General features: G+C 30.9%; 19 protein-coding genes and 5 tRNA genes. 1 reads left to right on the top strand and 23 read right to left on the bottom strand.

Going from position 1 to position 20,981, the window contains the following annotated elements; all coding sequences use genetic code 11:
- Window positions 1-323 precede the first annotated feature (323 nt).
- From ACO5J6_RS08955 to ACO5J6_RS08945, 3 genes are read right to left on the bottom strand one after another with little or no spacing between them, the layout of a single operon-like run.
- Window positions 324-1,052 carry a biotin--[acetyl-CoA-carboxylase] ligase gene (locus ACO5J6_RS08955; RefSeq protein ID WP_485643520.1) on the bottom strand — a complete coding sequence of 243 codons (729 nt, stop codon included), beginning with the start codon at window positions 1,050-1,052 and terminating at the stop codon, window positions 324-326.
- A gap of 37 nt (window positions 1,053-1,089) precedes the next feature.
- On the bottom strand, window positions 1,090-3,594 hold the full coding sequence (locus ACO5J6_RS08950) for a DegV family protein (RefSeq protein WP_485643518.1): 2,505 nt from the start codon (window positions 3,592-3,594) through the stop codon (window positions 1,090-1,092).
- Window positions 3,595-3,643: 49 nt separating this feature from the next.
- A complete protein-coding gene (locus ACO5J6_RS08945) occupies window positions 3,644-4,138 on the bottom strand; it encodes a KdsC family phosphatase (protein ID WP_485643516.1) in 495 nt (164 codons plus the stop codon).
- Window positions 4,139-4,302: 164 nt separating this feature from the next.
- On the opposite strand from ACO5J6_RS08945, the gene ACO5J6_RS08940 reads away from it, so the two are divergent.
- Window positions 4,303-5,442, top strand: coding sequence for a S1C family serine protease (locus ACO5J6_RS08940; RefSeq protein WP_485643514.1), 1,140 nt, complete (start codon window positions 4,303-4,305; stop codon window positions 5,440-5,442).
- A 46-nt stretch (window positions 5,443-5,488) separates the two neighbouring features.
- Here ACO5J6_RS08940 and tpx read toward each other — a convergent pair whose 3' ends face one another.
- The 20 genes from tpx to ACO5J6_RS08840 form a co-directional block, all read right to left on the bottom strand.
- A complete protein-coding gene (gene tpx / locus ACO5J6_RS08935; RefSeq protein ID WP_485643512.1) occupies window positions 5,489-6,004 on the bottom strand; it encodes a thiol peroxidase in 516 nt (171 codons plus the stop codon).
- Between the two features lie 371 nt (window positions 6,005-6,375).
- Window positions 6,376-7,680 (bottom strand): phosphopyruvate hydratase, encoded by a 1,305-nt coding sequence (gene eno, locus ACO5J6_RS08930; RefSeq protein WP_485643511.1) that lies wholly within the window; start codon window positions 7,678-7,680, stop codon window positions 6,376-6,378.
- A gap of 86 nt (window positions 7,681-7,766) precedes the next feature.
- Window positions 7,767-9,590: a peptidylprolyl isomerase gene (locus tag ACO5J6_RS08925; RefSeq protein ID WP_485643509.1), complete on the bottom strand. Its 1,824-nt coding sequence runs from the start codon at window positions 9,588-9,590 to the stop codon at window positions 7,767-7,769.
- A gap of 90 nt (window positions 9,591-9,680) precedes the next feature.
- Window positions 9,681-10,112 carry a Fur family transcriptional regulator gene (locus ACO5J6_RS08920; RefSeq protein ID WP_485643507.1) on the bottom strand — a complete coding sequence of 144 codons (432 nt, stop codon included), beginning with the start codon at window positions 10,110-10,112 and terminating at the stop codon, window positions 9,681-9,683.
- A 253-nt stretch (window positions 10,113-10,365) separates the two neighbouring features.
- On the bottom strand, window positions 10,366-10,842 hold the full coding sequence (locus tag ACO5J6_RS08915; RefSeq protein WP_485643505.1) for a GNAT family N-acetyltransferase: 477 nt from the start codon (window positions 10,840-10,842) through the stop codon (window positions 10,366-10,368).
- 18 nt (window positions 10,843-10,860) lie between these two features.
- Window positions 10,861-11,628: a tRNA pseudouridine(38-40) synthase TruA gene (gene truA, locus ACO5J6_RS08910; RefSeq protein WP_485643503.1), complete on the bottom strand. Its 768-nt coding sequence runs from the start codon at window positions 11,626-11,628 to the stop codon at window positions 10,861-10,863.
- A 495-nt stretch (window positions 11,629-12,123) separates the two neighbouring features.
- Entirely contained in the window at window positions 12,124-12,690 is a 567-nt protein-coding gene (locus ACO5J6_RS08905; protein ID WP_485643502.1) for a xanthine phosphoribosyltransferase, read from the bottom strand.
- A 159-nt stretch (window positions 12,691-12,849) separates the two neighbouring features.
- Window positions 12,850-12,933 (bottom strand) — tRNA-Leu (locus tag ACO5J6_RS08900).
- 57 nt (window positions 12,934-12,990) lie between these two features.
- Window positions 12,991-13,066 (bottom strand) — tRNA-Lys (locus tag ACO5J6_RS08895).
- Window positions 13,067-13,070: 4 nt separating this feature from the next.
- A tRNA-His gene (locus ACO5J6_RS08890) sits at window positions 13,071-13,146 on the bottom strand.
- 37 nt (window positions 13,147-13,183) lie between these two features.
- Window positions 13,184-13,259: transfer RNA gene (locus tag ACO5J6_RS08885), tRNA-Gly, on the bottom strand.
- Between the two features lie 35 nt (window positions 13,260-13,294).
- Window positions 13,295-13,371: transfer RNA gene (locus tag ACO5J6_RS08880), tRNA-Pro, on the bottom strand.
- A gap of 244 nt (window positions 13,372-13,615) precedes the next feature.
- The gene (locus tag ACO5J6_RS08875; protein ID WP_485643500.1) at window positions 13,616-14,221 is read right to left on the bottom strand and encodes a hypothetical protein; all 606 of its coding nucleotides are present in this window, start codon (window positions 14,219-14,221) and stop codon (window positions 13,616-13,618) included.
- A 454-nt stretch (window positions 14,222-14,675) separates the two neighbouring features.
- Window positions 14,676-15,698: a glycosyltransferase family 4 protein gene (locus tag ACO5J6_RS08870; protein ID WP_485643498.1), complete on the bottom strand. Its 1,023-nt coding sequence runs from the start codon at window positions 15,696-15,698 to the stop codon at window positions 14,676-14,678.
- Entirely contained in the window at window positions 15,592-16,848 is a 1,257-nt protein-coding gene (locus ACO5J6_RS08865) for a glycosyltransferase family 4 protein (protein ID WP_485643496.1), read from the bottom strand. The genes ACO5J6_RS08870 and ACO5J6_RS08865 overlap by 107 nt, the downstream gene beginning before the upstream one ends.
- 26 nt (window positions 16,849-16,874) lie before the next feature.
- Window positions 16,875-17,753, bottom strand: coding sequence for a ribosome biogenesis GTPase YlqF (gene ylqF, locus ACO5J6_RS08860; protein ID WP_485643494.1), 879 nt, complete (start codon window positions 17,751-17,753; stop codon window positions 16,875-16,877).
- Between the two features lies 1 nt (window position 17,754).
- A complete protein-coding gene (gene rsmI / locus ACO5J6_RS08855; protein WP_485643492.1) occupies window positions 17,755-18,456 on the bottom strand; it encodes a 16S rRNA (cytidine(1402)-2'-O)-methyltransferase in 702 nt (233 codons plus the stop codon).
- A 32-nt stretch (window positions 18,457-18,488) separates the two neighbouring features.
- The gene (locus ACO5J6_RS08850; RefSeq protein WP_485643491.1) at window positions 18,489-19,793 is read right to left on the bottom strand and encodes a S41 family peptidase; all 1,305 of its coding nucleotides are present in this window, start codon (window positions 19,791-19,793) and stop codon (window positions 18,489-18,491) included.
- 21 nt (window positions 19,794-19,814) lie between these two features.
- Complete coding sequence (locus tag ACO5J6_RS08845) at window positions 19,815-20,552, bottom strand: TlyA family RNA methyltransferase (RefSeq protein ID WP_485643490.1); 738 nt, start codon at window positions 20,550-20,552, stop codon at window positions 19,815-19,817.
- A gap of 109 nt (window positions 20,553-20,661) precedes the next feature.
- Window positions 20,662-20,981: divergent PAP2 family protein (locus tag ACO5J6_RS08840; protein ID WP_485643488.1), on the bottom strand; the 320-nt coding region annotated here is incomplete at its 5' end.

Here is a 20,981-nt window from a genome sequence, read left to right as displayed (position 1 = left end):
AAATTATATTACCAAATTTATTCCCTTTTGTCAATACCTTTTTTTATCTTTTTTTCCTTTTTTTTTACCCCCCCTTTTACTCCTTTATCCTCTCATTACTCCCTATACGCACTATATATCTTCTACTCTTCCCTTCCCAAATACTATATATTGTGTCCTTTCTGTCCTATTTATCTTTTGTTTTTTTCTTAATACTTTTCTTTGATTTTGTATCTCTTCAATTTTGTATATAAAATATATTTTGGAAGTAAAAAATTTAATTATATATTTCTTGATTATATATTTCTTGCTATATTTTTTATTACTAATCCGATATTTTGAGATTACAGTATTACTTCAAAATCAAGAGATTCAAATTGCAGTTCTTCGGTATCACCTTTTCCTATTATACAAATTCTTCCACTTCTGTCTATTCTTAAAAATTTGTATGCTTTTTCTCCAAGCTGTTTTTCTTTTTTTATTTTAATTACTTTATTTTTAAGATAACTGTTTTCGTTTATTGTTTCTAATATATTTTCCCACTCTTTATTTACATTCTTGAATTTTTCTTCAAAGAAAGTTACAATTTCTTTTATTATATTCTCGACAGAATATTTTTCTCCACATATCTGAAAAAGAGAAATCGCTCTTTCTTCAAATATTCCAAAATCATTATTATTAATATTTATTCCTATACCGATTATTATTCGTTCTCTTATTTTTTCGCACAGAATACCGCATATTTTTTTATCTTCATAATATATATCGTTGGGCCATTTGAATTTGAGCTTTTTTGAATTTTCTTCATTTCCAAAAGTCATATCTATATATTTTTTTAAAATTTTGAATACTGCATATCCGCTGAAAATTGTTATTTTATCCTGCAAAGCCTCTTTGTCTTTTACCGCAAAAGAAAAGAGTGCAGCCCCCTCATTAGAGAGCCACACTCTTCCTCTTTTTCCTCTCCCGGCTGTCTGTCTTTTCGCTATTACTACATCAAATTCTTCCAATCCGTTATTTTTTCTTAAATAATCATTAGTAGAATTTATTTCTTCAAAAACTATAAACTTCAAAAGCAAAACCTCTTTTCAATAATCTTTCTTCATAATTTTAGCTCAATCTCGGGAATACAAATACTCCATAAACAGGTCCCGCATGTGCTCCTATAACTGCTCCAACCTGTCTGTTCAGTATAGGGAAACTTATTCTTGAACTTTCTCCTATTTCTGAATGGATTTTTACTATACTCTCAAGTTCATTTGGTCCGCCTCCCCAGCCTGTAAACACTATAAGACTTTGTTTTTTACTTTCATCTTTTATATATTTTTCGATGTATTTTTGGGCATTACGTTCTCCCAGTACTTTTTTTTCTACAGTTATTTCTCCCTGACTTACTGTCAATATAGGTTTCAACTGTAATGCTCCTGCTATTACAGAGCTTGCCTTTCCTATTCTTCCACCTTTTTCGAGATATTTTAAATCAGGCACAACTATTAACAGTTTTCCTTTGTTTTTAAAAGAATTTACCCAATTTACAATTTCTCCGAAACTTTCTCTTTTTATGGATTTTCTTGCTGCTTCCATTGCCAAAAAACCTTCAAGAAGAGAAGCTCCCGTACTGTCAATAAGTTCTATATCATTTTCTCTGTTAGTGAGCGATCTTCCGACTCTCGCAGCCTGTAATGTTCCACTGAATTTTGCCGAAGGATGTATGGAAATTATTTTTTTATATCCTTTTTCAAATAATTTATTATAAGCATTCAGGAATTCCTGAGGAGACGGCTGAGAAGTTTTTATAGTCAAATCTTTTTCTATCATATCTTTCCAGAATTCTGTTTTTGAGATTTCTTCTCCGTCTTTAAATACCTCTCCGTCTATATCTATTTTTAATGGAACTATTTTTATAGGCAATCCTTCTATATCTTCTTTGGATAAATCCGATACAGAATCCGTAAGTATTGCTATTTCAGGCATATTCGGGTCTTTATTTTCGATGTATATATAATAATAATAATTTTCCTGATTTCCTTTAATATAAGTTGTTTTTATATTTTCCAATTTATTTAGAATTAACTGTTTTATTTCCTCATCTTTTTCATTTCCTTCAGATATTACTACTTTTACGGTGTTAGATGTTACAAGTTCAGACAGCATTGTATTAATCAGTTCTTTTAGTGATGAATCCGTATATTTGATTTTTCCGTTTACCAGTCCTATAAAGTTATCCTTTTCTATTATAAGATTATCAACTTTTGTATCTCTAACAGCTTTAGTTATTTCGATTGAATAGTTTCTATGAGCATTATTTTTTATTTCTTCTATCTCATCTTCCCTATTTTTCAGACAATAATATCCTTCAAGCATCGTTTTTGTTTCATAGACTATCACATTTTTTTCTGATTTTTCGGCAGCAAGTTTTGCTGTAGTAATAACATTTTTATTATTAGGCAATACATAAATATTATTTTTATCAACTTTATCCACTGCCGATAAGATTTCCTGTACACTCGGATTTTTACTTTGTCCTCCGAGAATTACTACATCTGCTCCTTCTTTCAGAAATTCATCTTTTAGATTTTCCGAATCGGCAATAATAATGTAAGCATTTTCAGTTTTATTTATTCTATTATTTTTAAATAATTTCGCTTCATCTTTTTCACTAAAAATTTGCAAATTATCATGCTGCAATCTCATATTTTCCACTTTCATTTTTTCAAGAGGACCATATTCAAGTGCAATTTCCATAGCTTTTCCCGGATGATTTGTATGAATATGAGTTTTAAACTTTTTAGACGTTTGGGCAAATACGGCAGAATCCCCTAATTCCAAAACTCTTCTCTTATATTCTTCCACGTCAAATTCACCATTCAGTATTATATATTCAGTACAATACTGGAATTTTATACTTTCAGGGTCATGGTCTATGTTTGCTATTGTTTTATCAAACTCATTTTCTTTAACCTGTGCTTTCTGTAATTCAGCTATTAGATTTAATTCAGTTACTACTTTATAAAATCCTTCGAAAAGGAAGAATAACCCTTTTCCTCCTGCATCTACAACTCCGGCTTCCTTGAGTTTAGGCAATAATTCCGGAGTTTCTTCAACCGCCCTATTTCCTTCTTCCGTTATTTCTTTTAAAAACAGTACAAGGTCATCCATATTAGGAGCAATTTCCATAGCCTTATCTGCTATTTTTCTTATAACTGTAAGCATTGTACCCTCTACAGGTTCACTTACCGCACCGTATGCAGTTTTTTTGGCACTTTCAATAGCTTCCGCGACATCAAGAGGAAGTAATTTTATTTTATTTCCAATTCCTTTAAGAAAACCTGTAATAACTTGAGAAAGTATAGTTCCTGAATTCCCTCTGGCACCCATTAATACAGCTTCTTCAACTATACTTATCAATTCTTCCATAGGAGTTTTTTCATTGGTACTATTTTCCAGCTCAGTTATCATCGAATTTAAAGTCATAGCCATATTACTTCCTGTATCTCCGTCAGGAACAGGATAGACATTCAATTCATTTAACATATCCTCATGCTTTATTACCCATTTTCCGCCACCCATTAAAATCACTCTAAGTCTTTTGGCATCTAAGTACTTTATTCCCATTATTCCTCCTAAATAATTGTTTTTATATTAGCATTAATATTCTTGGATATTATTTTACATTTTCTAAAAATTTTGACCATTTTTCTTCTTTTTTCAATATAAACTCCACAAATTCTCTTACCGCGCCTTCTCCACCTTTTTTTGACGACACAAAATCAGCTATGTCTTTTACTTCGGATACTGCATCCTGAGGAACTCCTTTTAATCCCGCTTTTTTCATTATACCGAGGTCATTCAAATCATCTCCCATATAGGCAATTTCCTCTTTTTTTAGATTATGACTTTCCATTAATTCTTCTAAAATAGGGACTTTCTCAGAAATTCCCTGATACAAATATTTTATTTTCAGTTCTTCGGCTCTTATTCTTACAAGTTCTGATTTTCTGCCTGTGATTATTCCAAAATCTATTCCTAATTTTCGTGCATTAATAATAATATACCCGTCTTTTACGTTAAATTTTTTAAATTCTTTACCGTTATTATCCCGATATATTCCTCCGTCAGTCAACGTACCGTCAACATCCAATAAAATTAGTTTTATCATAACTTCTCCCTACTTATAGATTATATATTATAACTTTTATCCCTGTAAATGTCAAACATAGAGTTATTTTTTAATTTAAAGCTAATACAAAGACAATTCATAACAATATTTAATTTAACTTATTTACACTATTCTAATTAGAACAGATTAAGGAGGAAAATACAATGAAAAAAAGTAAAATATTAATTACGTTATTGTTATCAATAATTTTAAGCTGCTCCAATCCTTTAGAACAAAAAAAGGATGAAACTACTGATAATAAAAAAGATATTTCGATTTCTCAGAAAGAAATAGAAAAACATAATAAAAATGCTTTAGAAACTCAAGGAGCATTCATAAATGTATACAAGGAAGCCAAAGACTCTATTGTAAATATAAGAACTAAAAAAACTGTAGTAGTAAATACATACAATCCTTTGGAAGAACTTCTCTTCGGAAATTCAGGAGGACAGGAAAAAAGAGAATCAGGGTCTTTAGGTTCAGGATTTGTAGTTTCGGAAGACGGATATATCGTTACAAACAATCATGTTGTAAATAATGCCGATGAGATTTATGTTAAATTTACTGACGGTAGAGAATATCCTACACGGCTTATAGGTACTTCTCCTGAAGTGGATATTGCTGTTTTAAAAATAGATTCCAATGAAAAATTTAAACCTCTTCAGTTTGCCGATTCCGATAAAATAGAAATCGGTCAATGGTCAATAGCTTTTGGTAATCCTTTGGGATTAAACGATTCTATGACAGTAGGTATTATAAGTGCTGCCGGAAGAAGCTCCTTAGGAATTGAAGAAATAGAAAACTTTATTCAGACAGATGCTGCGATAAATCAGGGAAACAGCGGAGGTCCGTTAGTCGATATCAGCGGAAAAGTTATAGGTGTCAACACTGCCATTCTTTCCACATCAGGAGGAAGTGTAGGTTTGGGATTTGCCATTCCTTCAAATCTGGCATCTGTTGTTAAAGATTCTATAATAGCTACCGGAAAATTCGAAAGACCTTATGTAGGACTGTACTTGGAAAATTTAGACTCTCAAAAAATAAAAACTCTAAATATTAAATCAGGAAATGGAGTTTATATAGCTCAAGTTGTTCAGGGGTCTCCGGCAGAAGCAGCCGGGCTAAGACCTCAAGACGTTGTAATTGCTGTTAACGGAAAAGCTGTGAATTCCGCGGGGGCATTCATAGGAGAGCTGGCTGCTAAAAAAGCAGGAGAAACAGTGGAACTTCGAATAATAAGAAATGCTCAAACAATGAATGTAACTGTAACTCTGGCACAATCTCCAAAAATTCAGCAACAATAATCAATTGATTTAAAAAAAGACTATTCTTTAAAATAGTCTTTTTTAATTATACTAATGATTTTGCTACTTCCAGTGCTTTATCATAATCAGGATGTTCCCCAATTTCCGAAACATATTCTACATATTTTACCGTTCCGTCTTTATCCACAATCACAGTTCCTCTGGCAAGAAGTCTCAATTCTTTAATTACAAAACCGTATTTTAATCCGAAATCAAGCTCTTTATGATCCGATGTCGTCAGTGCATTTTTAATTCCTTTATCTGCACAAAATCTGCTCAATGCAAAAGGTAAATCCACCGAAATAGTCAATAATTGGATATCTTCAGGAAATTTCCCCGCCTCCTGATTAAATCTTGTAGTCTGTAAAGCACATACTCCCGTATCAATCGACGGAAATACTGATATTATTACAACTTTACCTCTATAGTCGCTTAATTTTATTTCTTTTAAATCTGTTGATAAAACTGTAAAATCTTTAGCCTTATCCCCCACTTTTACTTCTTCCCCAACTAATGTTACAGGATTTCCTTTGAATGTAACTATATTTTTTCTTTCTGTCATTTTTATTCTCCTTTCAATTTATATTGATTTAAGTTGTTTGCTTGTTTCATTGTAATATAAATCAATTTCATTGTCAAGAAATATTTGTATATAAAAACAATATATTAATATGAAACCATATTTCAGAAATTTAAAATAGAAAACTGTATATATAAAAAAATATATTCATAAATTCTTTGAAATTCCATGATTTAAAATAGAACACGAGTTTCAGAAAAAATCATTTATTTGAACCATATACGAGTTTTTGACTTTTTCTTAGTAAATAATTATTTTAAATCAGTAGAATTTTAGCGAATAAATAAATATATTTTTACATTGTATCTATTAAATTTTTTTATTTTTGAAATAATTTCATTATGTTTAATTCATTATTTATAAATATTGTATAAAGCTGCCTTTCCTTCATAAACTGCTTCATCAGCCAAATCATCTTCAATTCTTAATAATTGGTTATATTTAGCCATTCTGTCAGTTCTTGAAGCGGAACCTGTTTTAATTTGTCCTGCATTTGTAGCAACTGCTATATCTGCTATAGTATCGTCTTCAGTTTCTCCCGATCTGTGAGATACTACTGCCGTATATCCTGCTTTTTTAGCCATTTCGATAGCATCCAGAGTTTCTGTCAATGTACCGATTTGATTAACTTTTATTAATATTGAATTTGCAATTCCTTCTTTAATTCCTCTTGATAATCTTTCAGTATTTGTAACAAATAAATCGTCTCCTACTAACTGAACTTTTTTACCTAATTTTTCAGTTAATAATTTGAATCCTGCCCAGTCATCTTCTGCTAAACCGTCTTCAATGGAAATAATAGGATATTTAGCACATAATCCTGCATACCATTCTACCATTTCTTCTGACGTTCTTACTACTCCGCCTTCTCTCTTGAATGTATAAACGTATTTATCTCCCTCTTTTGTAGCAAATTCAGATGATGCAGCATCCAAAGCGAATGTAATATCTTCTCCTAATTTGTATCCTGCTGCTTCAACAGCTTTAGAGATAATATCCAATGCACCTTCAGTTCCGTTAATATTAGCAGGAGCATATCCTCCTTCGTTTCCTACGTTTGTAGAATCTCCGTTAGCTTTTAATAATTTTCCTAAATGATGAAATATTTCAGCTCCCATTCTCAATGCTTCTTTGTATGTTTTTGCTCCTACAGGTTGTACCATAAATTCCTGAACGTCAACAGCAGAATCCGCATGAGATCCTCCATTTAGAATGTTCATCATAGGAACAGGTAATTCTTTCGCATTAACTCCGCCTAAATATCTGTATAAAGGTATTCCTAACTGATTAGCCGCTGCCTTTGCCACTGCCAATGAAACTCCAAGTATAGCATTTGCTCCCAATTTTCCTTTGTTAGGTGTTCCGTCTAACTCTATCATAGCTTTATCAATAGCAACCTGATCTAAAGCATCCATTCCGATTAGATTTTCAGCTAAAACTGTATTTACATTTTCAACTGCTTTTAAAACACCTTTTCCCAAGTATCTGGATTTGTCGCCATCTCTAAGTTCAACTGCTTCGTGTTCTCCTGTAGATGCCCCTGACGGTACAGATGCTCTCCCCATAGCTCCGCCTTCCAAGAAAACTTCCACTTCAACAGTCGGGTTTCCTCTTGAATCAAGTATCTCTCTTGCATAGATATCTTCAATTCTAGTCATTTGTAATTACCTCCATTTTTTTTATTTAAATTTACATTTTGATTATATCACAATGTCTATTTATTTTCAAAAGAAAATTTTATTTTTTATTTTTCAACTTCTTCATTTACATATTCAAAAGCAAGCTCCAGTCTTATTCTTTCTTTGACTTGTTCAAATGTAACTTCTTTAAACGGTATTTCAGAAATTTTACTCAACAGGAAATATCCGTATTCAGTCTGATGTTCAAGTATATCTCCGACTTTTGATTCAAATAATTTGTTACTTAATTCGGAATCAAATTTCCCTATTCCTGGAATAGCCTGAGATTTAGTCAGTTTTTTAAACTGTTCTTTCACTTCAAATTTATATTTATCCTGAGTATTTACCTGCTGCCATGTAACTTTTTTAGCAATAATCTGATCTTTTAAACTCTTCATTTTCTTGATTATTTCCTGTTTTGTAGCTTCCGATACGGTAGGAGTAATAAGAATATGGCTTACTTTTGCCTTATTTTCATTTGAGGCATCTTTATCTTCAACATATATAATATGGTATCCAAATTCTGTTTTTACAGGTCCTGTAATTTTACCTTTTTCAGCTTTTTTGACTGCTTCTGCAAATTCAGGAACTAACTGTGTCAAATCTACTTCTCCAAGCTGTCCGCCATTCTCTTTTGATCCGGGATCCTGACTCAGTTCTTTGGCTTTCTGTGCAAAATTCTCTTTAGTTATTGTTTTCATTATTTCATCGGCTCTTTTTTTGAGTTCTGCAATATCAGCCTGAGAAGCTTGAAAATAATCTCCTACGACTTGTCCTGCAATAGTATTCTGAATATTATAAGTATCCTTTTTCGAATTAAATCTTTCAAGCATTGCCTGTTCAGTAGGTTTATAAGTATCTATTAAATAATTATAATATTTTTTCGCATAATCGTTCAGTTCCTGTATTCCTACAAATTCAGGAGATGCTTTCAATCCTGCCGCTTTGGCTTTTTTAGCTACTTCCAGCAATTTATCCAAATCAGCCTGCAATGATTTCTTAGCCTCTTCCTCCAATGATTTATCATAACCTTTTTCGGATCTGATAAACATTGTTACGATTTTTTCATTTAAAGAAGCTCCGTCAAATTTATATCCGTCTTTTTCGACTACCGTTCTTGTGATGTTTTCATACATTTTTTTATAATCAATATTTTTAGTGTCGTCATTTTTCACTTTTATTTTTGCATTTTTCCATGCTTTAGCTAAATGTGAGCTGAAAAGCATCTGTGCGTTTTCATCTTCCAAGCTTTGAGTTATCTGTTCCTTAGCTTCTTCAAAAGTCTGGTCCTGAAAATTAAAATATTTATATCTTTCATAAGTCTTTTTCAATTCATCATCACTAATTTTTAATGAACTCTGTATTTTTTCACTCACTTTTTCAAATAAAAGATTATTTTTTACAAGTTCCTTAAAAGTTGTCAAATTGTACCCGTTTATAGTCAGGAACTGTATAAAAGCTTCTTTTCCTCCCTGCTGTTTCTGAGTATCTTCGACTATTTTATTTACATCTGCCGAGCTCACTTTTACTTTTAAATCTTTAGCCGAAGACAAGAGTAATTTTTGGTCAATTAGGTTCTTCAACGTATATTCTCTTATGATTTCTTCAGGCAGATTTTTAAATCCGTTAGGGTCTCCACCTAACTGGGCTATTTGCTGTTTTCTTTGAGCAACTACAGAATTGAGTCTTGATTCAAAATCTGAATAATTTCTTTCAATTTCCTCTGCATAAATTTTTTCTCCATTTACTTCTGCTATAACTTTTCTGTGTTCGACAAACACATTATTTTTAAGAAAAGCCCATCCTGCATATATCATTGATGCTGCAAAAGCTAAAATTAAAACAATTGATATTACTTTAATGGTACTTTTATGTTTTCTTACTGACATTTCTCCTCCTAATTTTATTTACAAGTAATTTTATTATATCAATAAATTACCAATGTTGCAATAAATTTATCATTAGATAAATGATAAATTCTAACTGCTTCTACTTTCAGTTTCTTTTTTCAGACACTTGGCACATGTTCCTTTGAGATAAAAGTGCGTTTCCTCAATTTCTACATTTCCCAATTTTTGCAAATCAAGTTTCGATAAATCCACATCAAAATCAATAATATCTTCACAGACTTTACATTTGAAATGTCCGTGAGTTCCCGTTTCAACATCGTATCTTACTTCATTTTCTTCAATTATCACTTCGTGTACAATATGATTCTCAACAAAAATATTTAAGGTATTATAAACCGTAGTTTTGGATAAAGTAGGAATTTCAACCGAAAGACTTTGAAATATATCATCAACTGTAGGATGAGTGTGATGACCCAGCAGATATTCAAATATCTTTATTCTCTGTATGGACGGTTTTATACCGTTTTTTTTCAAGTATTCTCCTATATTTTCTATATACATTTTTCCTCCCGATTTTAATTTATTCAATATCATATAAAATAATCTTATAAATTTGTATTCATTTTAATTTTATAATGTATCTCAAAACTTGTCAATTATTTTTTTTGCTTTTATTATCAAAACGCATATTTTGATAATACATATTTTAAATATTAAGTTGCCAATTCATTTAAATCAATTTTTAGAATATATATTTTGATGATACATATTCTAATATATATTATTTTATATATTATTTATTAATTCTATTTTTTTATTTTGTATTTTTAGTATATCTCATCAAATATCTCTGACCGTCATTTCCGTATTCATTCTTTAATTTTTTTACTATTTTAAATCGGGATTTTAAATACATATTTATAGCTCTTTCATTATTTTCACTCACTGTGAGTTCAATAATATCTATATTGTTTTTTAACAGATAATTTATCACATATTCGAGCAATTTTCTTGTATGCCCCTGTCTTTCATATTTAGGAACAGCAGAAACTCCATACAGATACCCTTTGTTCCCTTCAAAATTTCTCAAAACTTCAATTACTGAAACTAAAGTTTCCTTTTCCTCTTCTTTATATAGCATTGCAAAAACTTTTCCATATTTTGCAAAGGGCTTTATATTCCAGTTTCCTACGGAAGCTTCTCCAAACACTATATTTTCATGTGCTACTATATCAAACAGCAATTCCGTATCTTTTTCAGCATCCAATTCCCTTATATAAAAATTTTCCATTTTATTCCTTTCCGAAAATTAATAATTGATTTTATAAAGATAAAGCCCCTGAGCCGATGAAAGTATTTTATGTTGATTTTTATCCGGATTTTCCAATTTCATTTTTATATAGTCCTTATCTTTCTTTTTAAAATATACCGCCAAAGCTGAACCTATCATAATCCTTATCATTGTTTTCAGAAAAGAGCTTCCGCATATTTCAATATAAGTTTTTCTTTCTTTTTCTTCGTATCTGCATTCTATTTTATAAATTTCCCTTACCGTATTTCTCATTGCTCTGTCATTTTTCATAAAACTGCTGAAATCGTGCTTCCCTTTAAATATATTCATTATTTCCTGAAAACTTTCAATATCTATATTATCTTTTATTCCTGTTATGTAACTTGCTTCAAAAGGAGTTATTTCATCATCTTTTTTCATTATATATAAGTATGTTCTGTCTTTCGCATCAAATCTTGAATTAAATTCATCATTTGTTTCTTCTACAGATAAAACTTTAATTTCACCATACATATTTTTATTAATTTGTCTTTTTACAACTTCTAAAGGAATTTTTTTATCAATAAAAAAATTTGATACTTGCTCTAAAGCATGAACTCCCTTATCTGTTCGACCTGATGAAATCATATTTATTTTCTGTGCAAAATTTTTAAAGATGATTTTTTCAATTTCTCCCTGAACCGTTTTTTTATTTTTTTGTCTTTGAAATCCATAAAATTTACTGCCGTCATATTGATAAATTATTTTAACATTTCGTTTTTTTTCATTTTTTTTCAATTTTTCCATTTTTCTCCAACTCAATAAATTAAATTTTATCCGCTTATTTTCTTAATAATCTTCAATCTTAAATCAAAATAATATTTTTTTAAGTTTTTATAAATCATTTAATATGAAATACTAAGTTTATTCTAAGTTTTTTCGTTTATTATATATTTAATAAAAGTAGAAATTAACTTTTTTCTTCATAACTTCCTTAAGAAAAGACTTTGTCTAACTGCAAGGTCTTTTTTTACTTTAAAGTATATTTTTTCTTTTATTAAAACTCTCGACAAAACACTTGAAAATTGTTTTTTTATTACATTTAACTTTAACACAGTCTGTGTTATTTCTCTTTTCTAAAATTCTGCTATTTCTTTCATATATTATAAAATCGGTAGACTATCTTTTTACTCTGTAGAAAAATTTCTATTTATCCTAAAATGAAAGTTTTCTTACAAACAAATTTCATTTCTGTATTTAGAAAGAATATGCTGATTTTATATCGCTCCCACACAGAATAATTTATACAAATATTATTTCTCCGTTATCAAAAGCCACTCTGACTAAAGAATGCAAATTGATACAGTCTTCTCTTAATTTTTTCCCGCCATTCTGAAATGCTTTTTCTATTACAATTCCTACTCCTACAACTTCGGCTCCTGCACATTTTATAAGTTCAATCAGTCCCAAAGCGGCTGATCCGTTTGCCAGAAAATCATCAATTATAAGGATTTTATCCTTTTTATTCAAATAATCTTCGGATACTCTTATTTTATAATTCCTGTTTTTCGTATAGGAATAGACTTCACTTTCATAGACGGAGCTGTCCAGATTGTTACTTTCAGTCTTTTTGGCAAAAACAACAGGAACATTGAAATATTGGGCAGCTATTACAGCAATAGCAATTCCTGAAGCTTCAATTGTCAAAATCTTTGTTATTTCTACATCTGAAAACTCTTTTTTAAATTCTTCCCCAATTTTATTCAAACATATTACATCCAGCTGATGATTTAAGAAAGAATCAACTTTTAAGACTCCTTCTCTTTTTATTTTTCCCTCTTTGAGTATTTTTTGTTTCAAATATTCCATATCCTCTTTCTCCTTTCCATATAAAATTTATAAAAAAAGAGCATTTTAGGAAACACGCTCTTGTCAATTAGGTTATTTTTACTATGAAATATCGCAAAGTTAATTACGATTGTTAGGTTATTTAGGTTATTTGTTCAGAATTATTTCTTATTTTATAAATGGTGCGAGAGGAGGGACTCGAACCCTCATGTCGTAGACGCTAGATCCTAAGTCTAGTGCGTATACCAATTTCGCCACTCTCGCATTCTTTATATGATTATATATTCTTTAAATTATATATTTTTTAGTGGTTTATTTTAATGGTGAGCCATACTGGAATCGAACCAGTGACACCATGATTAAAAGTCATGTGCTCTACCGACTGAGCTAATGGCTCATAATGGGGTGATCGACGGGACTTGAACCCGCGACAACCAGTGCCACAAACTGGCGCTCTACCAACTGAACTACGGTCACCATAATATTTATAACCAAATTGTTCTTATAAATAAAATGGAGCGGGAGACGAGGGTCGAACTCGCGACATTCAGCTTGGAAGGCTGACGCTCTACCAACTGAGCTACTCCCGCAAGAAAGGTAATATTATAAAATTAGTACAAAATAATGGTCGGTGCAGCAGGATTCGAACCTGCGGCCCCCTGCTCCCAAGGCAGGTGCGCTACCGGACTGCGCCATGCACCGACTTTCTTTATTCTATCGGACAGATGTTATATTACCATTTTTTATTATTTTTGTCAATAATTTTTTTCTATTTTTTTATTTTCTATGGAAATTATTCGAGAATATATATTTATTATTAAAGGTTGCCTAATTTTATATTATTCAATTTTGCTCATAGAAATTATATGTATATTTTTTATATTATTTTTTATTATTTTTTGCGTTATGCTTTATTATAAAATTTTTTCTTAAGAGTTTCTATTTGTTATAGTCCTGCAATGGAGTGAAATTTATCCATTATTCCGAAAGATAACATATTCATAAAATCACTGTCCAGATTAATTTTATCCCAATTTCCCACTTTTTTTACTTTTAGTTTCATTCCTTTTTTATTGTAATATTTAACATCTCCATTTTTTAATTCTTTTACCATATATTTTTCAAACTCTTCTGCAAAATATTTTTTTGAGTCATTTTTTGACATTTTTTTGATTTTTTCGTTTATTTCAGGAGATTTTTCAAAATTTTTCCGAAACTTTTCGGCTTCCTGTCTCAAATCGGGACCTCTGTAATCTATGATAATAACTGCTTCATTTCCATCAACACGGATATTGTTTATTTTGTATTCCGATTTTCTGTGTCCTTCCGTCATTATCTCTCCGATACTGTTCATTATAAAATAACCTACAGAGTCTCTGTCCAGTCTGTTTGCTATCAGGAGTTTTTCTCTTTCTTCTTTCCCTCCTGTCTTATGATAAATCATAATTTTTTCTATTTCTTTTTTTATTTTTTCTTCGGCTTCTTTATTATCGTGGGCAGAAAAGCCTAATACAGTTAGAAGCGGAAATATGAACAAAATCAGTCTTTTCATTATTTTATATCCCTCCGTTTTATTTTAAATTTATTAAATTGGTAACTGCTTTATTTGCTTAATTGTACATCATTTCCCTTATAAATCCCTTATTAACTTGTGTTTTCCGTTGGGTTGTATATTTTTAATTTTTTTATTATGAGATTTTCAAAGTAATAAAAAATTTAAATGAATGTTTTGATTTTTTCCAATACTGATTATAATTTATTACTAATCGAAATTTTATAGTAAATACCGAAAGATAGAACAGAATAGGGATGAAAATACAGAATATTAGAAGAATTAAAGGAAACAATGGAAAATTATTATATTATTTAATTATATATATTATTATAACAATAAAAGATATAGAGAAAAAATTATAAGGATTGGCTCCTGCTTCTTACAGAAGTCAATCCTTATTTACAAGTTAAAATCAAATATGTCCAACTTTTTGAAATCAGTATGGAATATTTTATTTTCCAAGGATATATTCATAATAATTTTTATATTGTAATCCTACATTTTTTAAATCTCTTTCTTTTGCGATATTGTAGGCATTTTCTATTATTTCATCCATATTTTTTACTTTTTCATTGACAATATTTACTATTTTTTTATAAAATTCGTCATTATTTTTAGCTTTAAAACAGTTTATCCCGTCTTTTAGCCAATCTTCATAAACAGGAATATCTCTAACTACTAAAGGCAGTTTTGATGAAAAAGTTTCCAATACGACTATTCCCTCATTTTCTTCATAAGTCATGAACAAAAACAGTTTTGCCGCACTAAATGCTCCTATAAGCTCTTCTTTTTCCACATATCCCGGAAAAACAAGATTTTTAGGAGGATTTTCTATTATTTTCTGTATTTTTTTAGGAAGCATTGATTTTATACTTGATGAACCGAACCATAAAAACTGATAATCACTGCATCTTTCAACTAATTTCACAAAATCTTTTATTCCTTTTCTTTCAAAAGGCAATCCCGCAGTTATTATAAGCGGTTTATTGATTTTATATTTAGTTAAAAACTTTTTTTTCAGTTCTTCACTTTTTTTGAAAATATTAATATTTACACCATTTGATATAACTCTTATTTCTTTTTCTTTCTTTAAATATTTTTTGCTTATAAGGTTTTTCGTATACTCTGAAGGAGAAATAAGATAATCTGCACCATTATAGGATTTTTTTGCCCAAAATTTTATTATCGGAGCAAGCTGATTACTCCAATGGATACTTCCTTTAAAATCTTCATAAGTAGTATGAGTATGGTAAATAACCGGTTTTTTCTTTTTCTTTGCTTTTTTCAACATTTTCCATGATTTTACCCCTAATGTATTTATATGGACGATGTCATAATCATCGTCAGGATTTAGAGTGTACTCCACATTATTTGCTCCAAGGGCTTCTACCTGATGATTTAATGCTTGCCCAACGCCTGATCTGCTGAATGTACTTTTCCCCTCTGAAAATAGTAAAACTTTCACGACTATCATACTCCTCTATTGTTTTTTTATAGACTGCTTCTACTCTGTCTCCAAATTTTTCAGCTGTAAAGTCCTGTGATACATTGTAGGCATTTTCTATTATTTTTTCTCTAAATTCCTTATTCTCTTTCAACAATTTTATATTATTTATAAATTCTTCCTCATCTTTGTAAACAAGACCCGCCTCATTTTTCACAAGTAAATCTTCCAGATTTAAATCATATCTTGCATTTACAGGAGTCTTTGCAGCCATAGCCTCAACAAAAGTCAATCCCTGTGTCTCTGAAATACTTGCGTTTAAAAATACATCTCCCATTTGATAATAAACAGGAACTTTATCGTGAGGCACTTCTCCTGTGAAAATAACTCTGTCATTTATTCCAAGCTTTTCTGCCTGTTCTTTTAAGTCCTCTATTACAGGCCCTCTACCGACTATCATAAACTTGTAAGTTTCATCGGTTATTTTTGAAAACATATCTATTAGTACATCAATACTTTTTTCTTTTGCTATTCTTCCTATGTAAACACATAGAAAATCAGTGTCTTTTATTCCAAAATTTTCCCGCATAAACCTGATTTCTTCATCCGTATAGTTTTCCCTGTAAAATTTATCCAGTTCTATTCCCGTAGGAATTATATTCATATCTTTATCCACATCATAAGAATAAAGTATATCCTCAACTTTTCTTGTAGGTACTATGAGGGCATTGCATTTTTCACAGTAAAATTTACTTATTGCAGCTGCAAGTTTTTTTGCAGGAACTGTAAAATGTCCTCTTGTTACATAATGAGTGTAATATTCATAAAGAGTGTGATATGTATGGACTAACGGTATTTCCAAATTTATTGCGGCAAATCTTGCAAAAGTTCCTACTCCCCATTCAGTTTGGGAGTGTATTATATCAAGTTCCAGTCTTTTTATTTTTTTTATTATTTTAGAAGAATACAGCATTCCCAGTCTATACTGGGGTAATGGTTTAAATTCCACACTCGGTATCCTTAAAACATTAGGTTCGACAGTCGGTGCATCAGGGTCTGTCGTAGTTATAATATAGACTTTATGCCCCTTTTTTCTTAATTCTTTTTCCAATGTCAGTATTGAGCTTACAACACCGTTTACTTGAGGTCTGTATGTATCGGAAAATATTCCTACTCTCATATTTTCTCCTTTTATACCAAATACTTTCAATCTCTTTCAGGCAGTTCCAAAAAAAACTTCCCTGTTTTTCCGCTTCTGTAATCTTTCAGCACTCTTCTTGCTATCGTATCATAACTATGTTCCCCATTTTTGGAAATGCCCAGTCTTTTTTCAAGCAGTTCAAGTATTTTATGATTTTCCATTTCTTTTATATTTTTATCTTCTATGTATTCTTCAAGGTCATACACTTTTACAATGTCCTCTATCTTATTTAAAATTTTTAATTTATCAAAAAATTTCATCGCCACTTCTTCTATAGGCAGAACATTATCTTTTATAGAGCCTGTTATAGCAAGATTAAATGCTGTATTTTCGTCTTCAAATTTAGGCCATAGAACACCCGGTGTATCGAGCAGTTCCAATTTATCATTTATTTTTATCCACTGTTTTCCCCTTGTGAACCCGGGAGTGTTTCCAACTTTTGCCTTATTTTTATTGACAAATTTATTAATGAATTTTGATTTTCCGACATTAGGTATGCCTACTATCATTGTCCTCAGTTCAGTCTTTCTAAGCCCCTTTTTTTTCATTTTTTCGAGTTTCTCTGAATAAATGCTGTCCGTTATTTTTCTCAGTTCATTAAAATTTGTACCTTTTTCCACACTGAGGGCAACAAAATAATCCGACATTTTATTTTCGAGAAAATAATCTTCCCATTTTTTCAAGTCTTTAGTATCAACTAAATCCAGCTTATTTAACACAACTATTTTCTGTTTATTTTTAGCTAGTTCCGATATATCGGGATTTTTACTCGATAACGGAATTCTCGCATCCAATATTTCAATAACTAAATCTATTATTTTTAAATTTTCCACTATCAAATCTTTAGTTTTTTTCATATGACCGGGATACCAGTTTATATTCATTTTATTCTCCTTCTACTTCTTTTTTCAAATATATTCCGTCATCATCCAATGCCCTTATAAATAAAACTATTTCTCCCTTGATAGATTTTTTTTCGAGTTTTTCTATAATTTCAGAAACATTTCCTCTTATAATTTCCTCATATATTTTAGTGAGTTCTCTTGTAATCACTACATATCTTTCCCCTAAATATTCCTTTATATCCTTTAAAGTCTTCAGTATTCTATTAGGAGACTCGAGTATAATTATAGTTCTTTCTTCCTCTTTCAGTTTATTAAAAAGTGTTTGTCTGCCTTTTTTTTTCGGAAGAAATCCCTCGTAGGCAACTCTCCGCATATCAAGTCCCGAGATACTCCCTCCTGTTATTATTGAAGAAGCTCCCGGAATTCCTGTTACTTTTATGTTTTTTTTCAATATTTCATTTACAAGCTCAAAGCCCGGGTCGGAGATACAGGGAGTCCCTGCATCCGTTACCAAAGCTATTTTTTTATTATCTTTCAATAAATTCAAAATATTTTCTATTTGATGAAATTTATTATGTTCATGATATTGGTACACCGTTTTTTCTATTTCATAATGATTGAGCAACCTTTTGGTTACTCTGGTATCTTCGGCAAATATATAATCTACTTCTTTCAGAACTTTTAACGCCCTGAATGTTATATCCTCCAAATTTCCTATCGGTGTACCGACAACATAAAACATTTTTTTCTCCTGTGATTACTTATTTTATCTGATTATTTTTTAACTCCGAGTTTTTTATTCATTTCTTCTATTGCTCTTTTTAGCTGTACATCTCCCGCAGCTATGATTTTTTTAGCTTCTTCTTTTCCTTTTTCCTTTATGAGTATTTCTTCGACTTCTTTTTCCCTGTTTTTTCTTGCCTGTTCGGAATCATTTGTATATCCTTTCAGTGCAAGCAACTCTTCCATAGGGACTTTTATATCAGGCTCTATTCCTTTTTCATGGATATAATTTCCTTTAGGTGTAAAATATTGAGCGATAGTCAGTTTTACAGCATCTCCTGTTCTCAAAGGTAAAACTTGCTGTACAATTCCTTTACCGAAAGTTTTTTCACCTATTATTGTACCTCTTTTATAGTCTTTTATCGCTCCTGTAACTATTTCCGAAGCGGAAGCACTACCTTTATTTACTAATACTACCAAAGGAAAATCTCCAAGATATTTACCCGTTCTGTTATATTTTTTCTCCTGACCGTCTTTATATTTCAATGAAACTATAAGTTCCTGTTTTAAAAATAGCGATGAGATATCCTGTGCTTCCTGCAAAGAACCTCCCGGATTTAATCTGAGGTCTAAAATAAGTCCTTTCATTCCCTGTTTCTGAAGTCCCTCTATAGCTTTTTGAACTTCCGCTCCTGCATGATTTCCAAATCTTAACAGACTCACATACCCTATTCCGTTATCAAGCATTTTGCTTTCTACAGTTTCAAGTTTTATTTTTGCTCTTGTCATAGTTAATTTTAACGGTTCTTTTCTTCCCGCTCTGACAATTTCGACATTGACTTTGGTTCCTTCTTTACCTTTCAGTAGTTTTACCGTTTCATTCGCAGTAAGAGGCAATATATCCTTATCGTCTACTTTCGTTATCTTATCTCCGATTTTTATTCCCACTTTTTCCGCCGGACTTCCTATGAAAGGTGATGTTACTTCGAGAGCTTCCCCTTTTTTCTTCTGGATACTCATTCCTACGCCTACATATTCTCCCTCCATATCCTCGGAAAAGTTTTTCAAATCTTCCTGGGACAGATATTCGGAATAAGGATCGTTCAGTCTGTTTACCACTCCTGTTACAGCTGCTTTATAAAGTTCATCCTTATTAGGTGTTTCCTTTCCGACAAATTTATTATCAATAATGTTGATAACGTCGACTATTCTGTTCAGTTCAGCAACATCTTTGGAATAATTGGCGTTGCTATTTTTATCGTTTCTTGCAGATTTTATTATTGTAGCAGTACAAAATACCGGTATACTTATCAGTATAAATCCTAATATCAGGTACAGCAGTTTGTTCTTTTTCATCAATTTCCTCCTAAATTTTGTTTAATTCGATATAATCAGCATTAAAAACTCTTTATTTCCTTTAGTTCCTCTTATAGGTGATTCTTCTACACCTATCAATTTATAACTATTATCTTTAATAAAAGAAATTATTTTTTTTATTGCCTCGTCATGATACTGTTCTTCCGTTACAATACCATTTTTTCCTATTTTTTCCTTACCAACTTCAAATTGAGGTTTTACGAGCATTATGACTTTTCCTTCGGTATTCAGGAATTTATTCAAATAAGGAATGACCTTTGTCAATGAAATGAATGACACATCAATAACGATAAAATCCATTTTTTCGTTTTTTAGATTTTCTGGCTCTAAATCTTTTATATGCATATTTTCAATGGAAACTACTCTTTCATCGTTTCTCAGTTTCCAGTCAAGCTGGTTTGTTCCTACATCTACACTGTATACTTTTTTAGCACCATTCTGCAATGCACAATCTGTAAATCCTCCTGTAGACGCACCTATATCGAGGACTGTCTTTCCCGAAAAATCAAGCTCCCATACTTTTATAGCTTTTTCCAGCTTTAGCCCTCCACGACTGACATATTTCAGCTTGTCTTTTATTCTTATGACAGTTTTTTCATCGTCATTAAAATTTGTACCGGCTTTAGTAACTGTCTGTTCATTTACAATGACATTGCCCGCCATTATTTCCCTTTTGGCTTTTTCCCTTGTTTCAAAAATTTCCCTTTCCACAAGAATTAAATCCAGTCTTTTTTTCATAATTTTCCTTTTTAAACTGAAATTGATAATTATAGTAACTTAAATGATAAAACACAATTCTTATTTTTCTATTTATTTTATATTATTTTAACTATTGGAAGTCTGTTAATTATCCTGATATATACCCTTTAAATAATATCCCTACGACTATTCCCAATATACATCCCCAAAACACTTCAAGAGGGGTGTGTCCCAAAAACTCTTTAAATTCTTCACTGATTATCTCGATTCCGTCTCTTTTTTCTATACTGTCTACAAGTGTATTCAGTGCTTTTGCATGCTTTCCTGCCTGTCTTCTTACTCCTGTCGCATCATACAGAACTATCCCTGAAAATACCATAGCTATGGCAAATTCTATGGAAGCAGCTCCTTTCAGTAAAAACACCGATGTTGCCAGAGAAACTACTGTAGATGCATGGGAACTCGGCA

The sequence above is a fragment of the Pseudoleptotrichia sp. genome (genome assembly GCF_057270515.1).
This window is presented reverse-complemented; position numbering and strand designations above follow the sequence as displayed.

Coding starts and splice junctions, on each gene's coding strand:
- ACO5J6_RS08920 (WP_485643507.1), bottom strand. CDS start 10,112: ATGTATATAGAAAATATAGGAGAATACTTGAAAAAAAACGGTATAAAA.
- eno (WP_485643511.1), bottom strand. CDS start 7,680: ATGACTAGAATTGAAGATATCTATGCAAGAGAGATACTTGATTCAAGA.
- ACO5J6_RS08845 (WP_485643490.1), bottom strand. CDS start 20,552: ATGAAAAAAAGACTGGATTTAATTCTTGTGGAAAGGGAAATTTTTGAA.
- truA (WP_485643503.1), bottom strand. CDS start 11,628: ATGGAAAAATTGAAAAAAAATGAAAAAAAACGAAATGTTAAAATAATT.
- ACO5J6_RS08850 (WP_485643491.1), bottom strand. CDS start 19,793: ATGAAAAAGAACAAACTGCTGTACCTGATATTAGGATTTATACTGATA.
- ACO5J6_RS08950 (WP_485643518.1), bottom strand. CDS start 3,594: ATGGGAATAAAGTACTTAGATGCCAAAAGACTTAGAGTGATTTTAATG.
- rsmI (WP_485643492.1), bottom strand. CDS start 18,456: ATGTTTTATGTTGTCGGTACACCGATAGGAAATTTGGAGGATATAACA.
- ACO5J6_RS08945 (WP_485643516.1), bottom strand. CDS start 4,138: ATGATAAAACTAATTTTATTGGATGTTGACGGTACGTTGACTGACGGA.
- ACO5J6_RS08925 (WP_485643509.1), bottom strand. CDS start 9,590: ATGTCAGTAAGAAAACATAAAAGTACCATTAAAGTAATATCAATTGTT.
- ACO5J6_RS08915 (WP_485643505.1), bottom strand. CDS start 10,842: ATGGAAAATTTTTATATAAGGGAATTGGATGCTGAAAAAGATACGGAA.
- ACO5J6_RS08865 (WP_485643496.1), bottom strand. CDS start 16,848: ATGAGAGTAGGAATATTTTCCGATACATACAGACCTCAAGTAAACGGT.
- ACO5J6_RS08875 (WP_485643500.1), bottom strand. CDS start 14,221: ATGAAAAGACTGATTTTGTTCATATTTCCGCTTCTAACTGTATTAGGC.
- ylqF (WP_485643494.1), bottom strand. CDS start 17,753: ATGAATATAAACTGGTATCCCGGTCATATGAAAAAAACTAAAGATTTG.
- tpx (WP_485643512.1), bottom strand. CDS start 6,004: ATGACAGAAAGAAAAAATATAGTTACATTCAAAGGAAATCCTGTAACA.
- ACO5J6_RS08870 (WP_485643498.1), bottom strand. CDS start 15,698: ATGATAGTCGTGAAAGTTTTACTATTTTCAGAGGGGAAAAGTACATTC.
- ACO5J6_RS08905 (WP_485643502.1), bottom strand. CDS start 12,690: ATGGAATATTTGAAACAAAAAATACTCAAAGAGGGAAAAATAAAAAGA.
- ACO5J6_RS08940 (WP_485643514.1), top strand. CDS start 4,303: ATGAAAAAAAGTAAAATATTAATTACGTTATTGTTATCAATAATTTTA.